The 22,361-nt window shown below is 69.0% G+C and carries 19 protein-coding genes; 8 read left to right on the top strand and 11 right to left on the bottom strand.

Features of this window, described 5'->3' with window-relative positions; translation table 11 throughout:
* The 8 genes from QZH52_RS04490 to QZH52_RS04455 form a co-directional block, all read right to left on the bottom strand.
* Positions 1 to 594 (bottom strand): HutD/Ves family protein, encoded by a 594-nt coding sequence (locus QZH52_RS04490; protein WP_301804487.1) that lies wholly within the window; start codon positions 592 to 594, stop codon positions 1 to 3.
* A gap of 12 nt (positions 595 to 606) precedes the next feature.
* Complete coding sequence (gene hutU, locus QZH52_RS04485; protein ID WP_301804486.1) at positions 607 to 2,325, bottom strand: urocanate hydratase; 1,719 nt, start codon at positions 2,323 to 2,325, stop codon at positions 607 to 609.
* A gap of 39 nt (positions 2,326 to 2,364) precedes the next feature.
* Positions 2,365 to 3,915: a histidine ammonia-lyase gene (hutH, locus tag QZH52_RS04480; protein WP_301804484.1), complete on the bottom strand. Its 1,551-nt coding sequence runs from the start codon at positions 3,913 to 3,915 to the stop codon at positions 2,365 to 2,367.
* Between the two features lie 57 nt (positions 3,916 to 3,972).
* Entirely contained in the window at positions 3,973 to 4,770 is a 798-nt protein-coding gene (gene hutC / locus QZH52_RS04475) for a histidine utilization transcriptional repressor HutC (RefSeq protein ID WP_301804480.1), read from the bottom strand.
* 23 nt (positions 4,771 to 4,793) lie between these two features.
* Entirely contained in the window at positions 4,794 to 5,573 is a 780-nt protein-coding gene (locus tag QZH52_RS04470; RefSeq protein ID WP_286372153.1) for an ABC transporter ATP-binding protein, read from the bottom strand.
* Positions 5,573 to 6,415 (bottom strand): ABC transporter permease, encoded by an 843-nt coding sequence (locus QZH52_RS04465; RefSeq protein WP_301804635.1) that lies wholly within the window; start codon positions 6,413 to 6,415, stop codon positions 5,573 to 5,575. The genes QZH52_RS04470 and QZH52_RS04465 overlap by 1 nt, the downstream gene beginning before the upstream one ends.
* A 33-nt stretch (positions 6,416 to 6,448) precedes the next feature.
* Positions 6,449 to 7,414, bottom strand: a complete 966-nt coding sequence (locus QZH52_RS04460; RefSeq protein ID WP_301804476.1) for an ABC transporter substrate-binding protein — start codon at positions 7,412 to 7,414, stop codon at positions 6,449 to 6,451.
* Positions 7,415 to 7,678: 264 nt separating this feature from the next.
* On the bottom strand, positions 7,679 to 8,593 hold the full coding sequence (locus QZH52_RS04455) for a LysR family transcriptional regulator (RefSeq protein WP_301804472.1): 915 nt from the start codon (positions 8,591 to 8,593) through the stop codon (positions 7,679 to 7,681).
* A gap of 90 nt (positions 8,594 to 8,683) precedes the next feature.
* Here QZH52_RS04455 and QZH52_RS04450 point away from each other — a divergent pair, with 90 nt between their 5' ends.
* The 4 genes from QZH52_RS04450 to recQ all read left to right on the top strand — a co-directional run bounded on the left by QZH52_RS04450 (position 8,684) and on the right by recQ (position 13,571).
* A complete protein-coding gene (locus QZH52_RS04450; RefSeq protein WP_301804469.1) occupies positions 8,684 to 9,904 on the top strand; it encodes a CaiB/BaiF CoA transferase family protein in 1,221 nt (406 codons plus the stop codon).
* Between the two features lie 10 nt (positions 9,905 to 9,914).
* Positions 9,915 to 11,054 (top strand): acyl-CoA dehydrogenase family protein, encoded by a 1,140-nt coding sequence (locus QZH52_RS04445; RefSeq protein WP_301804466.1) that lies wholly within the window; start codon positions 9,915 to 9,917, stop codon positions 11,052 to 11,054.
* Between the two features lie 69 nt (positions 11,055 to 11,123).
* Positions 11,124 to 11,585 carry a PaaI family thioesterase gene (locus QZH52_RS04440; RefSeq protein WP_301804632.1) on the top strand — a complete coding sequence of 154 codons (462 nt, stop codon included), beginning with the start codon at positions 11,124 to 11,126 and terminating at the stop codon, positions 11,583 to 11,585.
* A gap of 93 nt (positions 11,586 to 11,678) precedes the next feature.
* On the top strand, positions 11,679 to 13,571 hold the full coding sequence (gene recQ, locus QZH52_RS04435) for a DNA helicase RecQ (protein WP_301804629.1): 1,893 nt from the start codon (positions 11,679 to 11,681) through the stop codon (positions 13,569 to 13,571).
* On the opposite strand, the gene QZH52_RS04430 is transcribed toward recQ, so the two are convergent.
* A complete protein-coding gene (locus tag QZH52_RS04430; protein WP_301804463.1) occupies positions 13,568 to 15,133 on the bottom strand; it encodes a S41 family peptidase in 1,566 nt (521 codons plus the stop codon). The genes recQ and QZH52_RS04430 overlap by 4 nt on opposite strands.
* A gap of 50 nt (positions 15,134 to 15,183) precedes the next feature.
* Positions 15,184 to 17,505 carry an ATP-binding protein gene (locus QZH52_RS04425; protein WP_301804459.1) on the bottom strand — a complete coding sequence of 774 codons (2,322 nt, stop codon included), beginning with the start codon at positions 17,503 to 17,505 and terminating at the stop codon, positions 15,184 to 15,186.
* Between the two features lie 121 nt (positions 17,506 to 17,626).
* Between QZH52_RS04425 and QZH52_RS04420 the strand changes: the two genes are divergently transcribed.
* From QZH52_RS04420 to QZH52_RS04405, 4 genes are all read left to right on the top strand, one after another.
* On the top strand, positions 17,627 to 18,826 hold the full coding sequence (locus tag QZH52_RS04420) for a threonine ammonia-lyase (RefSeq protein WP_301804457.1): 1,200 nt from the start codon (positions 17,627 to 17,629) through the stop codon (positions 18,824 to 18,826).
* A 302-nt stretch (positions 18,827 to 19,128) separates the two neighbouring features.
* Positions 19,129 to 19,467: a hypothetical protein gene (locus QZH52_RS04415; protein ID WP_301804455.1), complete on the top strand. Its 339-nt coding sequence runs from the start codon at positions 19,129 to 19,131 to the stop codon at positions 19,465 to 19,467.
* 60 nt (positions 19,468 to 19,527) lie between these two features.
* Positions 19,528 to 19,680: a hypothetical protein gene (locus tag QZH52_RS04410; RefSeq protein WP_286372168.1), complete on the top strand. Its 153-nt coding sequence runs from the start codon at positions 19,528 to 19,530 to the stop codon at positions 19,678 to 19,680.
* 212 nt (positions 19,681 to 19,892) lie between these two features.
* Complete coding sequence (locus QZH52_RS04405; protein WP_301804450.1) at positions 19,893 to 21,740, top strand: phosphoenolpyruvate carboxykinase (GTP); 1,848 nt, start codon at positions 19,893 to 19,895, stop codon at positions 21,738 to 21,740.
* A gap of 73 nt (positions 21,741 to 21,813) precedes the next feature.
* Here QZH52_RS04405 and QZH52_RS04400 read toward each other — a convergent pair whose 3' ends face one another.
* Complete coding sequence (locus tag QZH52_RS04400) at positions 21,814 to 22,296, bottom strand: hypothetical protein (RefSeq protein WP_301804446.1); 483 nt, start codon at positions 22,294 to 22,296, stop codon at positions 21,814 to 21,816.
* Positions 22,297 to 22,361: the final 65 nt, after the last annotated feature.

Here is a 22,361-nt window from a genome sequence, read left to right as displayed (position 1 = left end):
TCAGGTGGAAGGAGTGAGCGCTTCTTCGAAGCGGACCGCGACCAGCGCGGCCTCGGCATCGAGGGGGGTCGCGTGCCAGCCGGCAGGGCCCTGGGCCCACCAGAGTCCCGCGCCGGGTTCGAGGGTGGTCGTGTCGCCGCCCTGCAGCTGCCATCGGCCGCGCAACGCGAGCAGCAGGCCGGCCGGTGCCGGTCCCACCTGGCTGTCGCCGGCCAGCACGCGCACCTCGGCGCGCAGGCGGCCGCGCCGCGTCATCACGTTGAAGTCCGTCGACGGGCCGCCGAGCAGCTCGCAGTCGAGCGCCATGTCGCCGGAAAAGGCAAACGGCGCGTGCGGCCGACCGAGCCAGTGGTCGATCCGGCCGTCGCCCGAGCGCAGCCGCACGCCGCTGCCGTCGAGCAGCATGATCACGCGGTCGACGCCGGCAAAGGCCGAGAACGGCCCAGCCTGGTCGATGGTCGCGATGCTCACCCGCCAGTCGAAACCATCCATGCCGGCGCCTTGGGGCCAGGCGGCGATCTCGCGCGTCGTCCCGCCGCCGTTCTTCCACGGCGCGGCGGCCAGCGAGGCGGTGCCGAAGCGATGGATTCGCACGGCCTTGCCGGACTACTTGATCATCGGCAGGTTCAAGCCCTGCTTCTTCGCGGTCGCGATGGCGATGTCGTAGCCGGCATCGGCATGGCGCATGACGCCGGTGGCCGGGTCGTTCCACAGCACGCGCTCGATGCGCTTGGCGGCGGCGTCGGTGCCGTCGCAGACGATCACCACGCCCGAGTGCTGCGAGTAGCCCATGCCGACGCCGCCCCCGTGGTGCAGGCTGACCCAGGTCGCGCCGCCGGCGGTGTTCAGCAGCGCGTTGAGCAGCGGCCAGTCGGAGACCGCATCGCTGCCGTCCTTCATGCTCTCGGTCTCGCGGTTCGGGCTCGCCACCGAGCCGGTGTCGAGGTGGTCGCGGCCGATCACGATCGGGCCCTTGAGCTCGCCCGACTTCACCATCTCGTTGAAAGCCAGCCCGGCCAGGTGCCGCTCGCCCAGGCCGAGCCAGCAGATGCGCGCCGGCAGGCCCTGGAAGGCGATGCGCTCGCGCGCCATGTCGAGCCAGCGGTGGGTGTGCTTGTTGTCAGGGAACAGTTCCTTGATCTTGGCGTCGGTCTTGTAGATGTCTTCCGGGTCGCCCGAGAGCGCGACCCAGCGGAACGGGCCCTTGCCCTCGCAGAACAGCGGCCGGATGTACGCCGGCACGAAGCCCGGGAAGTCGAAGGCGTTCTTGACGCCCTCGTCGAAGGCGACCTGGCGGATGTTGTTGCCGTAGTCGACCGTCGGGATGCCCATGGCCTGGAAGTCGAGCATCGCCTGCACGTGCACAGCGCAGGACTTGGCCGCCGCGCGGCGCAATGTCGGATGCTGCGTGGCGTCGGCCTTGGCGGCCTCCCACTGCGCCAGCGTCCAGCCGATCGGCAGGTAGCCGCTCGCGAGGTCGTGGGCCGAGGTCTGGTCGGTCACGAGATCGGGCTTGAGGCCACCGGCCTGGGCGCGCTTGACCAGTTCCGGCAGGATCTCGGCGGCGTTGCCGAGCAGGCCGATCGAGACCGCTTCCTTCGCGGCCGTGTGCTGCTTGATCAGCGCGATCGCGTCGTCGATGTCCTTGGCCTGCTTGTCGAGGTAGCGCGTGCGCAGGCGGAAGTCGATGCTGGCCTGCTGGCATTCGATGTTGAGCGATACGGCGCCGGCCAGGGTCGCGGCCAGCGGCTGCGCGCCACCCATGCCGCCGAGGCCGGCGGTCAGGATCCACTTGCCCGAGAGATCGTTGCCGTAGTGCTGGCGGCCGGCCTCGACGAAGGTCTCGAAGGTGCCCTGCACGATGCCCTGGCTGCCGATGTAGATCCAGCTGCCGGCAGTCATCTGGCCGTACATCATCAGGCCCTTGCGGTCGAGCTCGCTGAAGTGCTCCCAGGTGGCCCACTTGGGCACCAGGTTCGAATTGGCGATCAGCACGCGCGGCGCGTTCTCGTGGGTCTTGAACACGCCCACCGGCTTGCCCGACTGCACCAGCAGCGTCTCGTCGTCGTTCAGTTGCTTGAGCGATTCGAGGATCTGGTCGAACGAGGCCCAGTCGCGCGCGGCGCGGCCGATGCCGCCGTACACGACCAGGTCTTGCGGCCGCTCGGCCACCTCGGGGTCGAGGTTGTTCTGCAGCATGCGGAACGGCGCCTCGGTGAGCCAGCTCTTGCAGCTCAGCGTGCTGCCGCGCGGCGATCGGATCACGCGGCTCGCGTCATGGCGGGGATCGGTGGCGGCGGCGAGGAATTTGTCGGGTGCGTTCATGGCGGGATGTCCTTTCGATGTCGGAACGTGATCGTTGATTCAGGCCTGGCTGGGCAGGATAGATTGCACGGCCTGGGGCCAGTTCTCCTGACGCGCCCAGGTGCGCATGGCTTCGATGGTCGGTGCGAGATAGATGTCCTGGTCGATGAAGGGAACCCGCTCGCGGATGGCGGCGAACTCGGCTTCGATCAAGGGCGAGCTCTTCGGCCCCCTCTTCAGTTCGATCCCTTGCGCGGCGGCCATGGCCTCGATGCCGACCACGACCGCGGTGTTGTTCACCATGTCGCCGAGCCGGCGGCCGGCGAAGGTCGCCATCGACACGTGGTCTTCCTGGTTGGCCGAGGTCGGCAGGCTGTCGACGCTGGCCGGATGGGCCAGCGACTTGTTCTCGGAGGCCAGCGCCGCGGCCGTCACCTGGGCGATCATGAAGCCGGAGTTGACGCCGCCGTCGCGCACCAGGAAGGGCGGCAGGCCCGACAGGCCGCTGTCGAGCAGCAGCGCCATGCGGCGCTCGGAGATGGCGCCGATCTCAGCCACCGACAGCGCGATGATGTCGGCCGCGAAGGCCACCGGCTCGGCGTGGAAGTTGCCGCCCGAGATCACGTCGCCGTTGTCGAAAACAAGTGGGTTGTCGGAGGCCGCATTGGCCTCGATGCGAAGCACGCGCGCCGCGTGCGCGAGGTTGTCGAGGCAGGCGCCCATCACCTGCGGCACGCAGCGGATCGAGTACGGGTCCTGCACCCGGCCGCAGTCGGCGTGCGAGGGCACGATCTCGCTGCCTTCGAGCAGCGCGCGCACCGCGCCCGCCACCGCGATCTGGCCCGGCTGGCCGCGCGCGGCATGGATGCGGGCGTCGAAGGGCTTGATCGAGCCCTGGATCGCCTCGAGCGACAGCGCACCCGCCATCAGGCCGGCCGCGAAGACGTCCTCGGCGCCGAACAGGCCGGCCAGCGCCAGCGCGGTCGAGACCTGGGTGCCGTTGAGCAGCGCCAGGCCTTCCTTGGGGCCGAGCACGAAGGGCGCGAGGCCGATGCGGCGCAGCGCATCGGCGCCGCCGATGACTTCGCCGTCGGGCGTCGTGACTTCGCCCTCGCCGATCAGCACGCAGGCCAGGTGCGCCAGCGGCGCCAGGTCGCCGGAGGCGCCCACCGATCCCTTCGACGGAATGCGCGGCAGCAGGCCGGCGTTCGACAGCGCCAGCAGCGCATCGACGATCTCGGGCCGCACGCCGGAATGCCCGCGCGCCAGGCTCACGGCCTTGGTCGCCAGCACCAGCCGGACCACGCCGGCCGCCAGCGGCTCGCCGGTGCCGGCGCTGTGCGACAGCACCAGGTTGCGCTGCAGTTCGGCCAGGCGCTCGGGCGGGATGATGGTCTGGGCCAGCTTGCCGAAGCCGGTGTTGATGCCGTAGACCACTTCGCCGGCATCGACGATGCGCTTGACCGTGGCCTGCGCCGCGAGCAGGCCGGCGCGCGCCGCCGGATCGAGCGCGAGCTGGACGCCACCGGCATGCACGCGGCGCAGGGTGGCGAGATCGACATCGCCGGGCGCGAGGACGATCGGCGCGTGGGCGGAAGGGGTGGCGTTCATGGGTTCTCCTGTCTATACAAGTAGGTGCGCGCGAAATCGAAGGCCGGGCGTGCGCGTTCAGCCGAAGGAAGGGTTGCCGTCGGCCCGGAACCGGCTGCCGAGGCGATAGCGCGAAGCCGGGTGCAGGCAGCGCACCACCGTCACCGGCAGGGTGCGGGTCCAGGTGCGGCGCGTCAGCAGCAGGCAGGGGTCGGTCACCGCCATCGCCAGCCGTTCGGCCTGCTCGGGCGTCGGCAGCACGGCGTCGACCACATGCTCGATCTGGTCGAAGGGCACGTTGCGCACCAGGTACTCGCTCGGCGGGACCAGCGAGAAATCCTGGTCGAGGAAGTCGGGCACCACGCGCGGGTTCACGTAGCGGTCTTCGAGCTGCACCGGGATTTCGTTCTCCATGTGCAGGCAGACCGTGTGGAACACCGACTCGCCGGGCCGCAGGTCGAGCCAGACCGCGACGTCGGGCGAGGCGGCGATGCGCTCGGCCGTGAGGAACTCGCAGCGGTAGTCGTGCCCGCGGTCTCGGATCTCGCTGGCGATGTTGGCGATCTGCAGCAAGGTCGACTGCGGCTTGTCCTCGGCGACGAAGCTGCCGACACCCGCCACGCGCACGATGCGCCCCTGCTCGACCAGCTCGCGCAGCGCGCGGTTGACCGTCATGCGGGCCACGCCGAACTGCGCCACCAGCTCGCTCTCGGACGGCAGGCGATGGCCGGCCCCCCAGGAGCCGTCCTGGATCTTGTGCGTGATGAAGGCCTTGATCTGCTCGTACAGCGCCAGCGCGGGCGACGTCGAGGCCGCCGCGCGCGCAGGCGCGGTGCGGTGGGCGTCGGAGGCTTTGCGGAGGCTGGCGGCTGTCATGCGGACTTTCTCGGGACTGGGGATCAATGCTCGGCGGCGGCCATCGATTCGGCGCGGATCTCTTCGGTGAGCCGTGCCTTGATGTCCATGAACTCGGGCGAGGTCTTGATTGTGTAGTGGCGCGGATGGCCGAAGTCGACCGGGATCTCGGTCTTGATGCGGCCGGGCCGGGCGCTGAACACGGCCACGCGGTTGGCCATGAAGATCGCCTCGTCGATGTCGTGCGTGACGAACAGCACCGTCTTGCGGGCCGACTCCCAGATGCCCAGCAGCAGTTCCTGCATCAGCACGCGGGTCTGGTTGTCGAGCGCGCCGAAGGGCTCGTCGAGCAGCAGCATCTTGGGATCGTTGGCCAGCGCGCGGGCGATGGCGGTGCGCTGCTGCATGCCGCCGGAGAGCTGCTTGGGGAAATGGTTCTCGAAGCCGCGCAGGCCGACCTTGGCGATGAAGAAATCGCTGCGCTCCTTCTGGTCGGCCTCGCTCATGCCGCGCTCCCGCAGGCCGAAGCGGATGTTCTGCGCGATCGTGAGCCAGGGGAACAGCGTGTAGCTCTGGAACACCACGCCGCGGTCGGCGCCCGGGCCCTCGACGGTCTGGCCGTCGAGCAGCACGCGGCCTTCGGTCGGGTAGTCGAGGCCGGCCACGATGCGCAGCAGGGTGGACTTGCCGCAGCCCGACGGGCCGAGGATGGTAACGAAGTCGTTCTCGCGCACTTCGAAGTCGATCGGCAGCAGCGCCTGCGTGGTCTGGCCGCGCGTGCCGGTGAAGGTGCGGGACACGCCGCGAATCGAAAGCTGGTTCATCAGATCGTGCTCCAGGCGAAGAGACGGCGGTTGAGCGCCTTGAAAGCGAAGTCGGAAATGAGGCCGATCACGCCGATGACGATGATCCCGAAGATGATCTGCCCGGTGTTCAGCAGCGCCTGGCTGTCGGTGATCATGTGGCCGATGCCGGACGACGATCCGATCAACTCGGCCACGATCACGTAGGTCCAGGCCCAGCCCAGCACCAGGCGCAGCGTCTCGGCGATGCCGGGCGCGGCGCCGGGGATCAGCACCCGCAGCACGATGCCGCGGCTGTTGGCGCCCAGCGTGTAGGCGGCCTCGACCAGGTCGCGCCGCGCGCTGCCCACCGTGACCGCCACCATCAGCGTGATCTGGAACACCGAGCCGATGAAGATCACCAGCAGCTTCTGGGTCTCGCCGATGCCGGCCCAGAGGATCAGGAGCGGAATGAAGGCCGAGGCCGGCAGGTAGCGGCAGAACGAGACGAAGGGCTCGAAGAAAGCCTCGACGCTCTTCCAGGTGCCCATCGCGATGCCCAGCGGCACGGCCACGATGGTCGCCAGCACGAAGCCGCCGAACACGCGCCAGACGGTCATGCCGATGTCGTGGCCGAAGTTGAACTCGGTGAAGAGCAGCACGGCTTCCTTGACCATCGTGACCGGGCTGGCCAGGAAGGTCGGCGACACGAAGCCGCCGAGCGTGAAGAAGCCCCAGACCGCCACGAACAGGACGAAGAAGCCGACGCCCAGCAGCCAGCGCGCCCGTGCGCCGACCGGTTCGAGCGGGGCCAGCGCGCGGCGCCGGCGAGGCGACTGGGGGGCGGCCGGCGCGGCCGAGGCCGCCGGCGTGGAGGAGTGCATGACAGGCGTCGCGCTCATGATCGTCCGTGCCTCTTACTTGACGAAGCTGGTGTCGAAGGTGGTGGCCAGGTCGTCGGGAGCCTTGCGGATCACGCCGGACTCCAGCAGGATCACCTGCGCGTCCTTCATGAACGGGAGGATGTCGTTGGCGAAGAACTTCTGGTTTGCCGCCTTGTCCGACCAGCGCAGGTTGGCCGACGACTTGGCGAACTGCTCTCCGCTCTGCTTGACCGCCGCGCCCATGATCTCGTTCGCCTTGGCCGGGTCGGCCTTGATCATGTCGAGGGCCTCAAAGTACGAATTGGCCAGCGCCTGGGCCGCCTTGGCGTTGGACTTGAGCCAGGTCGGGGCGCAGCCGACGGTGTCCATCACCATCGGGTAGTCGAGCGTGGTGGCCAGGATCTTGCCGGCGGCGGGGTTGGCGCGGACGGTCGAGAGGTACGGCTCGTAGGTCATCGCGCCGTCGTTCTGGCCGGCCACGAAGGCCTGGGCGGCGGGCTGCGGCTCGAGCGACACCAGCTTCACGTCCTTCATGCTCATGCCGTTCTTGTTGAGCATCCAGGCCAGGCCGAAGTACGGCGCGGTGCCGGGCGCGCTGACGCCGATCGCCTTGCCCTTCAGGTCGGCGAAGCTCTTGACGTCGTTGCGCACGGCCAGGCCGTCGGCGCCATAGGACTTGTCCATCTGGAAGATCTGGACGATCGGCACACCGTTGGCGTTCCAGGCCACGTGCGTCTCGACCGTGGTGGCCGCGCACTGGATCGCGCCCGAGGCCAGCGCCAGGTGGCGGTCCTTCTGCGGAATCATGCGCAGGTCGACATCGAGGCCGTTCTTCTTGAAGATGCCGGCCTTGTCGGCCAGCGTCAACGGCGCGAAGCCGGTCCAGCCCGACATGCCCAGCGTGATCTTGGTGTCTTCGGCGTGGGCGCTCGCCGCCATGCCCGCGATGCATGCACCAGCCGCCAGCAGCGAGGCGATTTTTCCGACCGTCTTGACCATTCAGGTTCTCCTGTTGCGTTTCAAAAGTTTTCGGCTAGCCGGGCAGGAAAAAGTATTCGTAGTCCAGCAGGGCAGCCGAGTTTCATTCCCCGCGCTGCACCTGTATATACAGGTTAACCCGGAATTTGGGTCGATGGCAAGTGGCGCCTTGCACTCCCGCAGTGCGCGAAAGCGGTTTCATGCACCAAAAGTTGTCTAGACAGGAACAGACGCGGCGAATATGGCGGTCGAATGCAAGCGACGTGCCAGGCGAGCGCGCGAGGCTCAGCCTGTCAATGCGTCCGCCTGTTTCGCCACGCCCGCATGCGCCACCTCGGCAAAAGCCGCAGCCAGCGGCGACGCGTAGCTGCCCGGCGGCGGATGCGCCAACGCCACCGACTGCAGCGCGAGCCGGCCGCGCAGCCGCCGGCAGGCGATGCGCTTGCCGTCGTAGGCCTGGTCGCGCACCGGACGGGTCGTCAGAAGCGAGACGCCGAGGCCGTTGGCGACCAGCGAGCGCACCATTTCCAGCGATGCGCTCTCGTGCGCGATCCGCGGCACGACGCCGGCATCTCGAAACAGCGAAAGGAAGTACTCGCGGCTGTGCGGCAGGTTGATCAGCACCAGGGGCTCGCGCGCGAGATCGGCGATGCGCAGGGTGCCGGCCGCGGCCAGTCGATGCCCCCAGGGCAGCAGCGCGTAGGGGCGAAGCTGCGTCAGGGGTTCGAGCCGCACCCCGCGCGCCAGGCCGAGGTCGTACATCAGCGCGACATCGAGCGCGCCGCGTTCGAGCATGCGCGTGAGCGTCTCGGTGTCGCCCTCGACCAGTTGCACTTCGATGGCCGGAAACGCCTTGGCCATGCGCGCCAGGATGTCGGGCAGCCAACGCGGCGCCAGCGTGCTCAGGCAGCCCACCCGCAGCAGGCCGGCGAGCGCGCCCGAGCGTGGCGCGGCCAGCGTGCGGGCCTGCTCGAGCAGCGCATGCGCCTCGCGGTGCCGCAGCGCGCCGGCGCCGGTGAGTTCGAGCCCGCGCGCATGCAGCCGGACGAACAGCCGCTCGCCCCACAGCGCTTCCAGGTCCGCGATGGCCTTGGAGATCGAAGGCTGCGACACGCCGAGCGCATCGGCTGCCCGCGCGGCCCCGCCATGGTGTGCGGCGGCGACGAAGTACTCGAGCTGGCGAAGGTTCAGGTGAATCATCTTTTTCGATCCAAGGCATCAACGATGCGTATTTTCATTTGATTCAAAAGGGATCGACCATGGCGGCCCACAGTCACCAAAGCACCCGCCATGACGCCATCCACCCGTCCGCTCGACGGCATCCGCATCCTCGATTTCACTCGCGTGCTCGCGGGCCCGCTGTCCACTGCATTGTTGGCCGACCTGGGGGCCGAGGTGATCAAGATCGAGCCGCCACAGGGCGACGACTACCGCGCCATCGGCCCGATGAAGAACGGCCAGAGCGCACTCTTCACGGTGATGAACCGCAACAAGAAGAGCATGGTGCTCGACCTGAAGAATCCCGATGCGGTGCGCCTGGTGCATGAACTGGCGGCCCGAGCCGACGTGGTGGTCGAGAACTTCCGCCCCGGCGTCGCCGAGCGGCTGGGCATCGGCGCCGAGGCGCTGGCGCGGCAGAACCCGAAGCTGGTCTACGTCAGCGTCTCGGGCTTCGGCCAGACCGGCCCCTACGCGCACCGCCCGGCCTACGACATCATCGTCCAGGCCATGAGCGGCCTGATGGAAGCCACCGGCGACCCCGACGGCGCACCGACGCTGGTCGGCGAGGCGGTGTCGGACGTGGTCGCCGGCCTCTTCGCCTCCTGGGCCACGCTGGCCGCGCTGCTGCAGACCCAGCGCACCGGCCACGGCCAGCACGTCGACGTCGCGATGTTCGACACCACGCTGAGCTTCCTCGCCACCTCGATGGCGCGCTTCCTGTTCACGGGCCGCCCGGCGCGGCGCGTGGGCAACCGGCATCCGCTGTCGGCGCCGTTCGGCGTCTATCGCGCGCAGGACGGCCACTTCGCGCTGGCGGTGCTCAACAAGAAACTGTTCGACGCGCTGGCCGCGGCGATGGCGATGCCCGGGCTCGCGAACGACCCGCGCTTCACCAGCGACGAGCTGCGCTCCGCGCAGGAGCCCGCCTTGCGCGCCCTGATCGAAGGCTGGGCCGCCGCGCATCCGGTCGATGAGGTCGTGCGCCGGCTCGAGGCCGCGGGCGTTCCCGCCGCGCCGATCTGGAACATCGCACAGGCCCTCGAATCGCCCCAGGCCCAGGCGCGCGAACTCCTGCGCGGCGTGCAGGACGATCGGCTGCCGGGCCTCCGGCTGCCGACCCAGCCGGTACGCTTCAACGGCGCCGCGTCGAACCGGGCCGAACGCGCGCCGGCGCTGGGCGAGCACACGGATGACCTGCTCGCGCAGCTTCTCGGCTGCGGCCTCGACAAGCTCGCCGAGCTGCGCCTGGCCGGTGCCTTCGGCCCCACCGCCATCCCCTCCCCCCTCTGAAGGAAGACCCATGACACGACTCGGCATCACCGCAGAAGACCAGGCCCTGGCCGATGCGGTCGCGCGCTACGCGACCGAGGCCATCGCCCCGCTGGCCAGCGACATCGATGCGCACGAGCGCTCGGCCACCTGCCACGTGCCGGGGCTCGCGGCCCTCGGCGTGATGGGCATGAACCTGCCCGAGCGCTGGGGCGGTCCCGGCGTGATGCCGACCGCGATGCTGCTGTCGCTGGTCGAGATCTCGCGTGCCTGCGCCGCGACCTCCTCGATGATCGGCGCCCACTACCTGGGCACCGATGCGGTGCTGATCGGCGGCGACGACGACCAGCGCGGCCGCTACCTGCCGCGCGCGGCCAGTGGCGAGTGGCTGGCAGGCTTCGCACTGACCGAGCCGCGCGGCGGCTCGCATCCCGCCGACCTGCGCACGCGCGCCGTCCGGGACGGCGACCGCTACCGCATCGACGGCGTCAAGCATTTCATCTCGAACGCGGCCGAAGCGAAGTTCCTGGTGGTGTTCGCCAGGACCGATGCCACGGCCGGCGCCCGCGGCGTCAGCGCCTTCATCGTCGACACCGACCGCCCGGGCGTGAAGGTCTCGGCGCCCGAGAAGCTCATGGGCATCCGCGGCGGCCACGCCTTCGAGGTCGCCTTCGAGTCGGTCGAGGTGCCGCTCGCCAACCGCCTCGGCGACGAGGGCAGCGGCTTCAAGACCGCCATGAAGGTGCTGGACAACAGCCGCCTCGACGTCGCCGCGACTTCGCTCGGCATCGCCGAAGCCGCGCTGGCGGCAGCACTGGACTGGGCGCGCGAGCGCCAGGTCGGCGGTGAGGCGCTGGCCGGCAAGCAGGGCATCCAGTGGATGCTGGCCGACATGAAGCTGCGGCTCGAGGCGGCCTGGGGCCTCACGATGCAGGCCCTGGCGCTGCGCTCGGCAGGCCAGCCGTTCACGCTGCAGTCGGCGATGGCCAAGCTCTACGCCTCCGAGATGGTGGCCTTCGTCGCCGACACCGCGCTGCAGATCCATGGCGGCTACGGCTTCACGCGCGAGATGCCGCTCGAGCGCTACGTGCGGGATGCCCGCATCCTGCGCATCTACGAGGGCTCGTCGGAAATCCAGCGCAACATCATCGCGCGCATCGTGCTGGGCTGACTGGCGGCTTGTCCGCCATGCACCTCCACCCCATAATTGACCTTTACGTAAACGTCAATTCCACCCGTGATGCCAACCACCGCCTTCGTCCCCCCGGACCCGCACTTCGTGCAACGCGTGCGCCAGAGCTTCGAGCGCCAGGGCGCCATGGCCACCATCGGCGCACGGCTGGGCGAGATCGCGCCGGGCCGCGTGGCGATCGAACTCGACTGGGCCGCCGGCCTGACCCAGCAGCACGGCTTCCTGCATGCCGGCATGGTGGCCACCGCGCTCGACTCGGCCTGCGGCTACGCCGGCTTCACGCTGATGCCGGCCGACGCCGCGGTGCTGACCATCGAATACAAGATCAACCTGCTCGCGCCCGCCAAGGGCCAGACCTTCCGCATGGTCGGCAGCGTGGTCAAGCCCGGGCGCACGGTGACGGTCTGCGAGGGCCATGCCTACGCCCTGGAGGAGGGCCGCGAAAAGCTGGTCGCCACCATGGGATGCACGCTGATGGCGGTTTTCGGGCGCGAAAACATCCGCAGCTGACAGCCGGGCGGCGCCACCAAGCGACAATCAGGGCCGGCCCGCCGCCGCGTCGCTGGCGGGCCGGCCCTCATCCAACGCCGAACCGTGTCCGCCTTGCCCCTCGCCTCTTCCGACTCCGCGCCTTCGTCCGGCGCCGACGATCCGCAGTCGATCCTCCACGAGATCTTCGGCTACGCGCAGTTCCGCGGCCCGCAGCAGTCGATCGTCGACCACGTCGTGGCCGGCGGCGACGCCCTGGTGCTGATGCCCACCGGCGGCGGGAAGTCGCTGTGCTACCAGATCCCCGCCATCGCGCGCCAACGCGCCGGCCACGGCGTGACCGTGGTCGTGTCGCCGCTGATCGCGCTGATGCACGACCAGGTCGGCGCACTGCACGAGGCCGGCGTCGATGCCGCCTTCCTCAATTCCACGCTCGACTGGGAGCAGACCCAGGACGTCGAGCGCCGCATGCTGCGCGGAGAGATCACCTTGCTGTACGCGGCGCCCGAGCGCGTCAACACGCCGCGCTTCCTGTCGCAGCTCGATTCGCTCAGGGAGCGCGGCAAGCTGGCGCTGTTCGCCATCGACGAGGCCCATTGCGTGAGCCAGTGGGGCCACGACTTCCGGCCCGAGTACCGCGCACTCACGGTGCTGCACGAGCGCTATGCCGGCGTGCCGCGGATCGCGCTCACCGCCACCGCCGATGCGCTCACGCGCGCCGACATCGTCGAGCGGCTGCAGCTCGAGGAAGCGCGCCAGTTCGTCTCCAGCTTCGACCGGCCGAACATCCGCTACACCATCGTCGAGAAAAAGGAAGCCACCACCCAGCTGCTGCGCTTCATCGAGCGCGAGCACGAGGGTGACGCGGGCGTGGTCTATTGCCAGTCGCGCAAGCGGGTCGAGGACGTGGCCCAGACCCTGGTCGACGCCGGCATCAACGCCTTGCCCTACCACGCCGGCCTCGACGCCGCGGTGCGCCAGAAGCACCAGGACCGCTTCCTGCGCGACGAAGGCATCGTGATGGTCGCGACCATCGCCTTCGGCATGGGCATCGACAAGCCCGACGTGCGCTTCGTGGCCCACCTCGACATGCCGAAGAACATCGAGGGCTACTACCAGGAGACCGGCCGCGCGGGCCGCGACGGCGCACCCGCCGACGCCTGGATGGCCTACGGCCTGCAAGACGTGGTCAACCAGCGCCGCATGATCGACGAGAGCCCGGCCGGCGAGGAGTTCAAGCAGGTGATGCGCGGCAAGCTCGATGCGCTGCTGTCACTGGCCGAGGCCAGCGACTGCCGGCGGGTGCGGCTGCTCGGCTACTTCGGCGAGAAGAGCGTTCCCTGCGGCAATTGCGACAACTGCATCACCCCGCCGCAGGTGTGGGACGGCACCGATGCGGCGCGCAAGCTGCTCTCCACCATCTACCGTGTGCAGCAGCAGAGCGGCATCAGCTTCGGTGCCGGCCACGTCATGGACATCCTGCGCGGCAAGGCCACCGAGAAGGTCAAGCAGTTCGGGCACGAGCGGGTCAGCACCTTCGGCATCGGCGACGAGTTCAGCGAGGCGCAGCTGCGCGGCGTGCTGCGCCAGCTGATCGCCACCGGCGCGCTCTCGGTCGACGCCCAGGCGTACAACACCTTGCAGCTGACAGACGGCTCGCGGGCCGTGCTCAAGGGCGAGGTCCAGGTGATGCTGCGCGAATCGATCTCGTCGCCGGCCGAGCGCAAGTCGCGGCGCGAAAAAACCGCGCGCGGCGCGCCCTCGCCGGCCGCCGCCACGCTCGACACAGCCGGCCAGGCCCGCTTCGCGGCGCTCAAGGCCTGGCGCGCCGAGGTCGCGAAGGAGCACAACCTGCCGGCCTACGTGATCTTCCACGACGCCACGCTGGCCGCGATCGCCGAGCGCGCGCCCGCGACGCTCGAAGACCTGCAGGGCATCAGCGGCATCGGCACCAAGAAGCTCGAGGCCTACGGCACCGACGTGCTGCGGGTCTGCGCGGCGTTCTAGGGGCGTGAAATGATCCGGTTCTCGCGCAGCGGCGAGCGGATCAGATAGGGCGTTTCGGTCGCCTCCGCCTTGCCGAGCGCGCCACCGCCCCGGGCCTGCGGCGCGGCGGGGCAAGCACCCGTGCTGCGCAAGGTCAGCGCGGCGGCGAGCCGGCTCTCGGCGGTGTCGCCCAGCGCATGGCCGAAGTCGTCCGCCACCGCGCAGGTCGGCACGAAGCCGTCGCCATAGTCGCCGAAGCCCTGCTGGTTCACGCCCTGGAACTGGATCGCGAAATAGGTCGTGCCGCAGTTGTCCTGCGGGTAGAAGCCGTACGGCTTGCCACAGGTGCCGCCACCGATCAGGTCCACCGCGATCCCGACTCCGCGCAAGCCGTTGACGACCGATTCGCTGGCCGAACAGGTGTCGGGGCCCGCCAGTACGATGACGCGCGACAGGCCCAGTTGCGGCAGCGGCAGGCCGGCCGACACCGAGAAGCCGCGCGCGGTCGCATGGAAGGGCACGGTGGCCTGCGCCGCCGTGATCCGGAACGGATTCTTGCTGTTGAACCGGAGCGCCTCGAAGACCGTGCCGCGGGTGGCCGCCGGCGTGGCGACCATGTAGGCCAGTTCGCTGGCGATGTCGAGAAAGCCGCCGCCGTTGTAGCGCATGTCGATCACGAGGTCGCTGACCGACGCCGCCTTGAACTGATAGATCGCCGCGACCAGCTGCGCTTCGGCGCCGGCCGTGTGGTCGTTGAACAGCATGTAGCCGACCGGCCCGCTGTCGGTGGCGATGGTCTTCACGTTCTGCACCGAGGTGCGGGTGACAGCGGCCGCCGCCAGGCTCACGCTGCGCAGGCTACCGTCGGGCGCCTGCAGCTTGAAGCTGTGCGTTTCGCCGACGCGGGTGGGCGACAGCGCGGCGTTGAGTGCCGCCACGTCCGCGCCCGCCACCACATCGATGCCGTCGATCTCGACCAGCTTGAGGCCGCGGTCGAAGGCCGCCTGCGCCGCCGGCGAGCCGGGCTCGGTGAAGGCCACGCGGATGTCGCGCGGTGGCGCGGCGCTCAGGAAGGCGAGTTCGAGTCCGTAGCCGATCAGCACGCCGCCTTGCGACAGGCCCCGGTATTGCGCAGTGTCGGCGGTGAAGTGGAAGCGGTCCTTGGGCCTGCCCGAGGGGGTCGACAGCGGTGTCTTGAGGACGTTGAAGTAGGCGAGCGGGGTCGCGTATTCGCCGGCCACCAGCGTGCTGGGGATTTCGGCATACCAGAGATAGGTCTCGTCGATCCAGGCCCGCAGCCAGCGCTTCTCGGTAGTCGCCGAGCCGGGCTGGTCGGGGAACGCCGCGCCGGTGTCCGGGTCGATGCCGCCACGCGGCGCGGCGCACTGGCCTTGCACGCTGGACGAGGGGACGATCGGGTCGTCGCCCGGCGCCAAGGCGGCCGGCGCGGCCAATGGCAACGCTGCGCCGCCACCGCCACCGCCACCGCCGCAGGCACCGAGCAGACCCACCAGCGCCAGTGCGGCAGCGCTCAAGGCGCCGCGCGCCGCGTCCATCCTCCGGGCGGTCCGGACAGCCCTCATCGATCGCTCTCCCCCGCGCGCGGCGACCCGCGCTTTTCTTGTGTGGAGCCCTACTGAACGAAGCCGATGCCGCGGGACTCGCGCACTTCGGGCTTGATACGGTGTTCGGCATCGAGCTGGTCGAGAAACTCGTCGGCCGAGAAGGCCACCGCCAGGATGTCGGTCTGGCGCTTGACGGCCGCGAAGTCGCCCGGACACAGCTGCGGCAGCCTGGCGAGCCGCAACTTGATCTCGTGGGTCAGCTGGTCCGCATCGCCGGCGAGCGCCTCGGTGACGAACATCCGCTCGCGCTGCTCGCCGGTCAGCGGCATGAACTTGATCTTGAAGGTGAAGCGGCGCAGCGCTGCCTGGTCGAGCCGGTCGAGCAGGTTGGTGGTGCAGACGAAGATGCCGTCGAAGCGCTCCATGCCCTGCAGCATCTCGTTGACCTCGGTCACTTCGTAGGTGCGCTGGGCGCCGCGGCGGTCCTGCAGGAAGCTGTCGGCCTCGTCGAGCAGCAGCACCGCCTTCTCGGCCTCGGCCTCCTTGAACATGGCGGCCATGTTCTGCTCGGTCTCGCCCACGTACTTGCTCATCAGGTCGCTGGCCTGCTTGATGATCAGCGGCCGGCCGATCGCCTTCGCGATGTGCTCCGCCAGGGCGGTCTTGCCGGTGCCGGGCGCGCCGTAGAAGCACAGGGTGCCGTGGCCGCGGGCCTTCAGGGCGTCGACGATGCGCGGGATCTCGAAGCGGGTCTCGACGTTGAGCATGTCGAGGTCGTAGGTCGTGACGCTGCGGCGCGCGCCCAGGGCATCGGGCGTGCCGAGCGCGAGGTCGGCGTTCTTGAGTTGGCGCTCGATGAGCTTCTCGACCGAGCCGCCCTCGGTCATGGCGAGCTCGGCGAAGCGCACCGCGGTGCGGATCTGGGCCGGTGTCAGGCCCTTGCGCCCGGCCAGCTTGGCGGTGAAGGCCTCGGACACCGAGACGCCTTCGAGCGTCTTGCGCACCAGCTGCTCGCGGGCGCCGGGCGGCGGCGACTTGAGCTCGAGGTGGTAGGCGAAGCGGCGCCGGAAAGCCGGGTCGATCTGCTCGATGCGGTTGGTGACCCACAAGGTCGGCACCGCGTTCGATTCGAGGATCTGGTTGACCCAGGCCTTGCCGCTCACGCTGCCGCTGGCCGGCGAGGGAATCTGCTCGGCGCGCGCCATCAGCTGCGCGGCCTCGGTGCTGATGGGCGGAAACACGTCCTCGACCTCGTCGAACAGCAGCGCCGACTGCTCGCTGCCCTTGAGGAACACCTGCGCGATCTGCAGCGAACGGTAGCGGTCGCGGCCCGACAGCGAGTTGCCGTCGCGGTCGGCGTATTCGACCTCGAACAGCTCCAGTCCCGCGGCCTGCGCCACCACCTTGGCGAGTTCGGTCTTGCCGGTGCCGGGCGGGCCGTAGAGCAGCACGTTGACACCGGGCTCCTTGCGAGCGACCGCCGCCCGCAGCAAGGTGACCAGCATCCGGGCCTCGTCCTCGACGAAGGAGAAATCGTGCACCGAGAGGCTGCTCTTGGCGGACGGCCGCGTGAACACGGCCATCAGCTCGTTGCGGTCGCGGTACTCGCGCATCAGCACCGGCGGCAGCTTCTCGCTGACCTTCATGAGGTCGGCCAGGTCGGTGATGTTGTGCTCGGAGATCAGGTTCTCGACCAGCCCGATGCGCTCGAGCCGCGAGCCCGCACGCAGCGCCTCGCCGACTTCGCTCGCATTGACGCCGGCCACCTCGGCGATCGCGGCGTAGGCCTCGGGCGCGTTGTTGACCTTGAACTCGACCAGCAGGGAACGCAGGTCGCGCTGGTAGCGCGCCAGGGTGCCGTAGAGCAGCAGCGCGCGCTCGGCCTTGTTGAGCTGCAGCAGGCCGGCCAGCGCATCGATGTTCTTCTCGACCAGGGTCGACTGCTTGCGCAGCGCATGGGTGAGCCAGTCGCGCGTGACCGACAGCACCGACAGCAGGTCCTTGGGCTGGTCCTTGGCGTATTCGTCCAGGTAGAAGAACAGCGTGCCCTCTTCGTAGGGGCCGCGCCAGACGCCGTGGCGGTCGAGCAGCGTGCGGCCGTCGAAACCCTCGACCCCCTTCCAGACCTCGTTGCCGACGCAACGCCGGCCGAGGAACTCGCGCAGCCGGTGCAGCACCGGCAGCGGCCAGACCAGGTGGCGGCCGGTGAGCGACAGCAGGCCGTTGAGGTCCCGGCGCACGTTGAAGCGCGGGCCCTGCTTGGCCGCGAGCGTGAGCACGAAGTGCGAACACATGAGTTCGAGCACCGGCGCTTCCTTGAGTCCGGGCGACGGCAGTGCATGGCCGCGGGAAGCCGCAGCCACTGCATCGACACCGGAACGCTTGACCATCTGGCAACCTCCCGCGAGGGGATGTGTGAATCTGGAAGCGACCATAACGCAGAGTATTGGCTTCGGGAAGCCTGCGGACACGAAATACCAGGATGTTGCGATTCCGTCCACAATGACGCCGATGGTTGGAATCGAAGACATTGAGCGCGCGGCCCTCCGTCTCAACGGGCAGTTGCTCGAAACCCCCTGCGTCGAATCGCGGACCCTGTCCGAGATCGTCGGCGCCCAGGTGTTCCTGAAGTTCGAGAACCTGCAGTTCACCGCCTCGTTCAAGGAGCGCGGAGCCTGTAACAAACTCGTCGACCTGGCCGAAGGCGGCACCCGTGGCGTGATCGCCATGTCGGCCGGAAACCACGCGCAGGGCGTGGCCTACCACGCGCAGCGCCTCGGACTGCGGGCCCTGATCGTCATGCCGCGCTTCACGCCGGGCGTGAAGATCGAACGCACGCGCGGATTCGGCGCCGAAGTCGTGCTGCACGGCGACACCCTCGAGGCGGCCCGCGCGCATGCGCTGGCGCTGGCCGAACGCGAGGGACTGGCCTTCGTCCATCCCTACGACGACGAGGCGATCATCGCCGGCCAGGGCACGGTGGCGCTCGAGATGCTTGATGCGGTCCCCGACCTGGACGTGCTGGTGGTGTCGGTCGGCGGCGGCGGCCTGGCCGCCGGCATGGCGCTGGCCGCCAAGGCGCGCAAGCCGGACATCCGCATCGTGGGCGTCCAGACCTCGCGCTTCCCGGCCATGGTGAACGCGGTGCAGGGCACGCACCACCCCCAGGGGACCAGCACCATCGCCGAAGGCATCGCCGTGGGCACGCCCGGCGTGCTGACGCGCGAGATCATCGCCCGGGAGGTTGACGAGCTGCTCCTGGTCGACGAGGGCGACATCGAGCAGGCGGTGCTGATGCTCCTCGAGATCGAGAAGACGCTGGTGGAGGGCGCGGGCGCCGCCGGACTGGCCGCGCTGATCCGCCATCCCGACCGCTTCCGGGGCCAGCGCGTCGGCCTGGTGCTGTCGGGCGGCAACATCGACCCGCTGCTGCTGGCGGCGATCATCGAGCGCGGCATGGTGCGCGCCGGCCGGCTCGCGCGCGTGCGGGTCAGCGCCCGCGACGTGCCGGGCTCCCTGGCCCATATCACGGCCACTGTCGCCGAAGCGGGTGCCAACATCGACGAAGTCCACCATCAGCGCGCCTTCACCATGCTGGCGGCACAGAACGTCGACGTCGAACTGGTGCTGCAGACCCGGGGGCGGGAGCATCTGGCGGCCGTGCTGGCGGCCCTGACGGCGGCAGGGTTCGAGGCCGTCGAGCAGCGCTGAAAACGGGTCGGCCAACCTTTCGGAAAATTCGGTCAATTCGCGCGGAAAGTGCTCGCACGCACCAGGCCGCTCGGATTCACGCCGCTTCGCCATTCGCCTCCGGGCGACATGATCGAACGCGGAATACACGCCTTCCGAACACAAGGCGTCCTCTTGCTGCAAGGCCCGGTGGGGCCTTTTTTCAGCCGCCTGGCCCACGACCTGCAACTGGCGGGCGCCCGTGTGTTCAAGGTCAACTTCAATGCCGGCGACCACCTGTTCTACCGGCGCGGCGCCTTCTCCTTCAAGGGTGCGATGGCCGATTGGCCGCCTGGCTGGACGCCCTGCTCGACCGGCTGGACATCGACGTCGTCCTGCTGTTCGGCGACTGCCGCAAGGAACTAGGCAACACCTATTGGCACATGGCCTGGTGGGCGTTCCTGTATTTTTCGATCGGCAGCCTGGGCAAGCCGTGGTTCCCCCGCTATGCGCATCACCGGCGGCTCGCACTGACCGAGGCCTGGCCCTGGAGGCGCTCGGGCTGGCGCGAGCTCAAGTACCGGGCGGCGGCGAAATCCAGGAACCCGTGGTGCGCCACCGACTGGGGTGAATGGCTCGATCGGTCGCCTCCGCGACCCGAAAAAGGTCTGGCAACCCCCTAGACCGCGGCCCGGGGCCCAGCCGGTAAAATGGCCCCAGTCGTGAGAATACAAGGAACCCAGATGTCCAACCCCACCCCCATCGAACCCGGCCACGCCGCCGCGGTCGAACAAGACGCGGTCGAGTCGATCGTCCCTCTCATGCCCCTGGTTCTGCCGCTGGTGGGCGGGGTGCTGATGCTCCTCCTGGCCTCCATCGCCATCTACATGGCCTGAACCCGGCAGCGCCACCGCGCGGCATTGCGTGCCGCCAGCGGGGCGCGATGCCGCTGCCGGGTCGGTCGTCGCCGCGCCGACCCCTGCCCCGGTCCACACGGTCTTCCATCCAGCCCCCTCCCTAGACGGAAGCGTTTTCTCCAACGGATTTCGATCGCCCCGCGGCGTCGCGTCCCGTTCGAAAAAACGATTTTCAACTTAGGAGATAGACGATGAACGCACCGCTGAAGGGTCTTGCCATGCAGGCGCCCTCCTACGTCAAGAACGCGAAGCTGATCGCGTGGGTGGCCGAGATGGCCGCCCTGTGCAAGCCCGAGCGCATCCACTGGTGCGACGGCAGCCAGGAAGAATACGACCGCCTCTGCCAGCAGATGGTCGACGCCGGCACCTTCAAGAAGCTGAACCCGGCCAAGCGCCCCAACTCCTTCCTCGCCACCTCCGACCCGAGCGATGTCGCCCGCGTCGAAGACCGCACCTTCATCTGCTCGGCCCGCAAGGAAGACGCCGGCCCGACCAACAACTGGATGGCGCCGGCCGAGATGCGCGCCACGCTCCAGCCCCTGTTCGACGGCTGCATGAAGGGCCGCACGATGTATGTCGTGCCGTTCAGCATGGGCCCGCTGGGCTCGCCCATTGCGCACATCGGCATCGAGCTGTCCGACAGCCCGTACGTGGCGGTCAACATGAAGATCATGACCCGCATGGGCCGTGCGGTGTTCGACGTGCTGGGCGACGACGGCGAGTTCGTGCCCTGCGTCCACACGGTCGGCGCGCCGCTGGAAGCCGGCCAGAAAGACGTCGCCTGGCCCTGCAACAAGACCAAGTACATCGTCCACTATCCCGAGACGCGCGAAATCTGGAGCTACGGCTCGGGCTACGGCGGCAACGCCCTGCTCGGCAAGAAGTGCTTCGCACTGCGCATCGCCTCCAACATGGGCCGCGACGAAGGCTGGCTGGCCGAACACATGCTGATCCTCGGCGTGACCAATCCGCAGGGCCAGAAATACCACGTGGCCGCCGCCTTCCCGAGCGCCTGCGGCAAGACCAACTTCGCGATGCTGATCCCGCCGGCGGGCTTCGAGGGCTGGAAGGTCACGACCATCGGCGACGATATCGCCTGGATCAAGCCCGGCACCGACGGCAAGCTGCACGCGATCAATCCCGAAGCCGGCTACTTCGGCGTCGCGCCCGGCACCAACATGCAGACCAACCCGAACTGCATGGCCAGCCTCGACCGCGACGTGATCTTCACCAACGTCGCGCTGACCGACGACGGCGACGTCTGGTGGGAAGGCATGAGCGAAGCCCCGGCCCACGCGATCGACTGGCAAGGCAAGGACTGGACGCCCGCGATCGCCAAGGAGACCGGCGCCAAGGCCGCGCACCCGAACGCCCGCTTCACGGTCGCCGCCATCAACAACCCGGCGCTGGATACGGCCTGGGACGACCCGAAGGGCGTCGCCATCGATGCCTTCATCTTCGGCGGCCGCCGCTCCACCACGGTGCCGCTGGTGACCGAGGCCCGCAACTGGGTCGAAGGCGTCTACATGGCGGCCACCATGGGCTCCGAGACCACCGCCGCGGCCGCCGGCCAGCAGGGCGTGGTGCGGCGCGATCCGTTCGCGATGCTGCCCTTCGCCGGCTACAACATGAGCGACTACTTCCAGCACTGGCTCGACCTCGGCAAGAAACTCGAGGCCTCGGGCGCCAGGCTGCCGAAGATCTACACCACCAACTGGTTCCGCAAGGGCGAGGACGGCAAGTTCGTCTGGCCCGGCTACGGCGAGAACATGCGCGTGCTCAAGTGGATGATCGACCGCATCGAGCAGAAGGCCGAGGGCAGCGAACACGTGTTCGGCGTCAGCCCGCGCTACGAAGACCTCAACTGGACCGGGCTTGACTTCAGCGCCAAGCAGTTCGACACCGTCACCAGCATCGACAAGGCCGCATGGCAGGCCGAGCTGAGGCTGCACGCCGAGCTGTTCGAGCAGCTGTCGCACCACCTGCCGAAGGAACTGCCCGCCACCAAGGCGGCGATCGAGCAGCGTCTCGCGGCCTGACCCGGCTGCGACGCAAAAAAGCCGCCCTCGGGCGGCTTTTTCGTGGGCGGGCCCGAAGGCCCGCGGTGCGCGATCAGTAGTACTGGCCGAGGTTCACGCGGCGCAGGGCGTCGTGCAAGGTCGGGACCGGCGCATCCACCGCCTGCTGGTGGGTGGCGATGACGTTGAGCTCGTTCATGATGCGCGGGTCGTGCTTGGCATAGGCCAGGAAGCGCTCGTCGGCGCGGGCGGCGGCGCGGCGCTTGGCCACGTTCCGGGCCGCGGCGATGGTGCGGACCGCCAGCGAACGCGCCGTGCCTGCGAAGAAGGCCAGGCCGATGAAGGCCACGGCCCACAGCACCAGCCAGGCCACCATCAGGCCGCCTTCCTGGGTGATCGACACCAGCCGGTCGGCGACGACCAGCAGCGACGACACGATCGCGGCCAGCAGCAGGGCTGCCAGCCCACGCGCACCATCGAAACCGCGGCGGGCTGCGCGGACCTGTTCGATCGCCGCCTCGGCGCGAACGATGCCGGGATGGGTGGCGGGCTTTTCAACGTGGATGAAGCTGGTCATGGTGTTCCTCCTGAAAGGACGAGAGGCCGAAGCCGATGCCCAGATATTAGGGGTTACCCTAATGT

The sequence above is a fragment of the Variovorax ginsengisoli genome (assembly GCF_030486595.1).
Lineage (GTDB): Bacteria > Pseudomonadota > Gammaproteobacteria > Burkholderiales > Burkholderiaceae_C > Variovorax > Variovorax ginsengisoli_B.
This window is presented reverse-complemented; position numbering and strand designations above follow the sequence as displayed.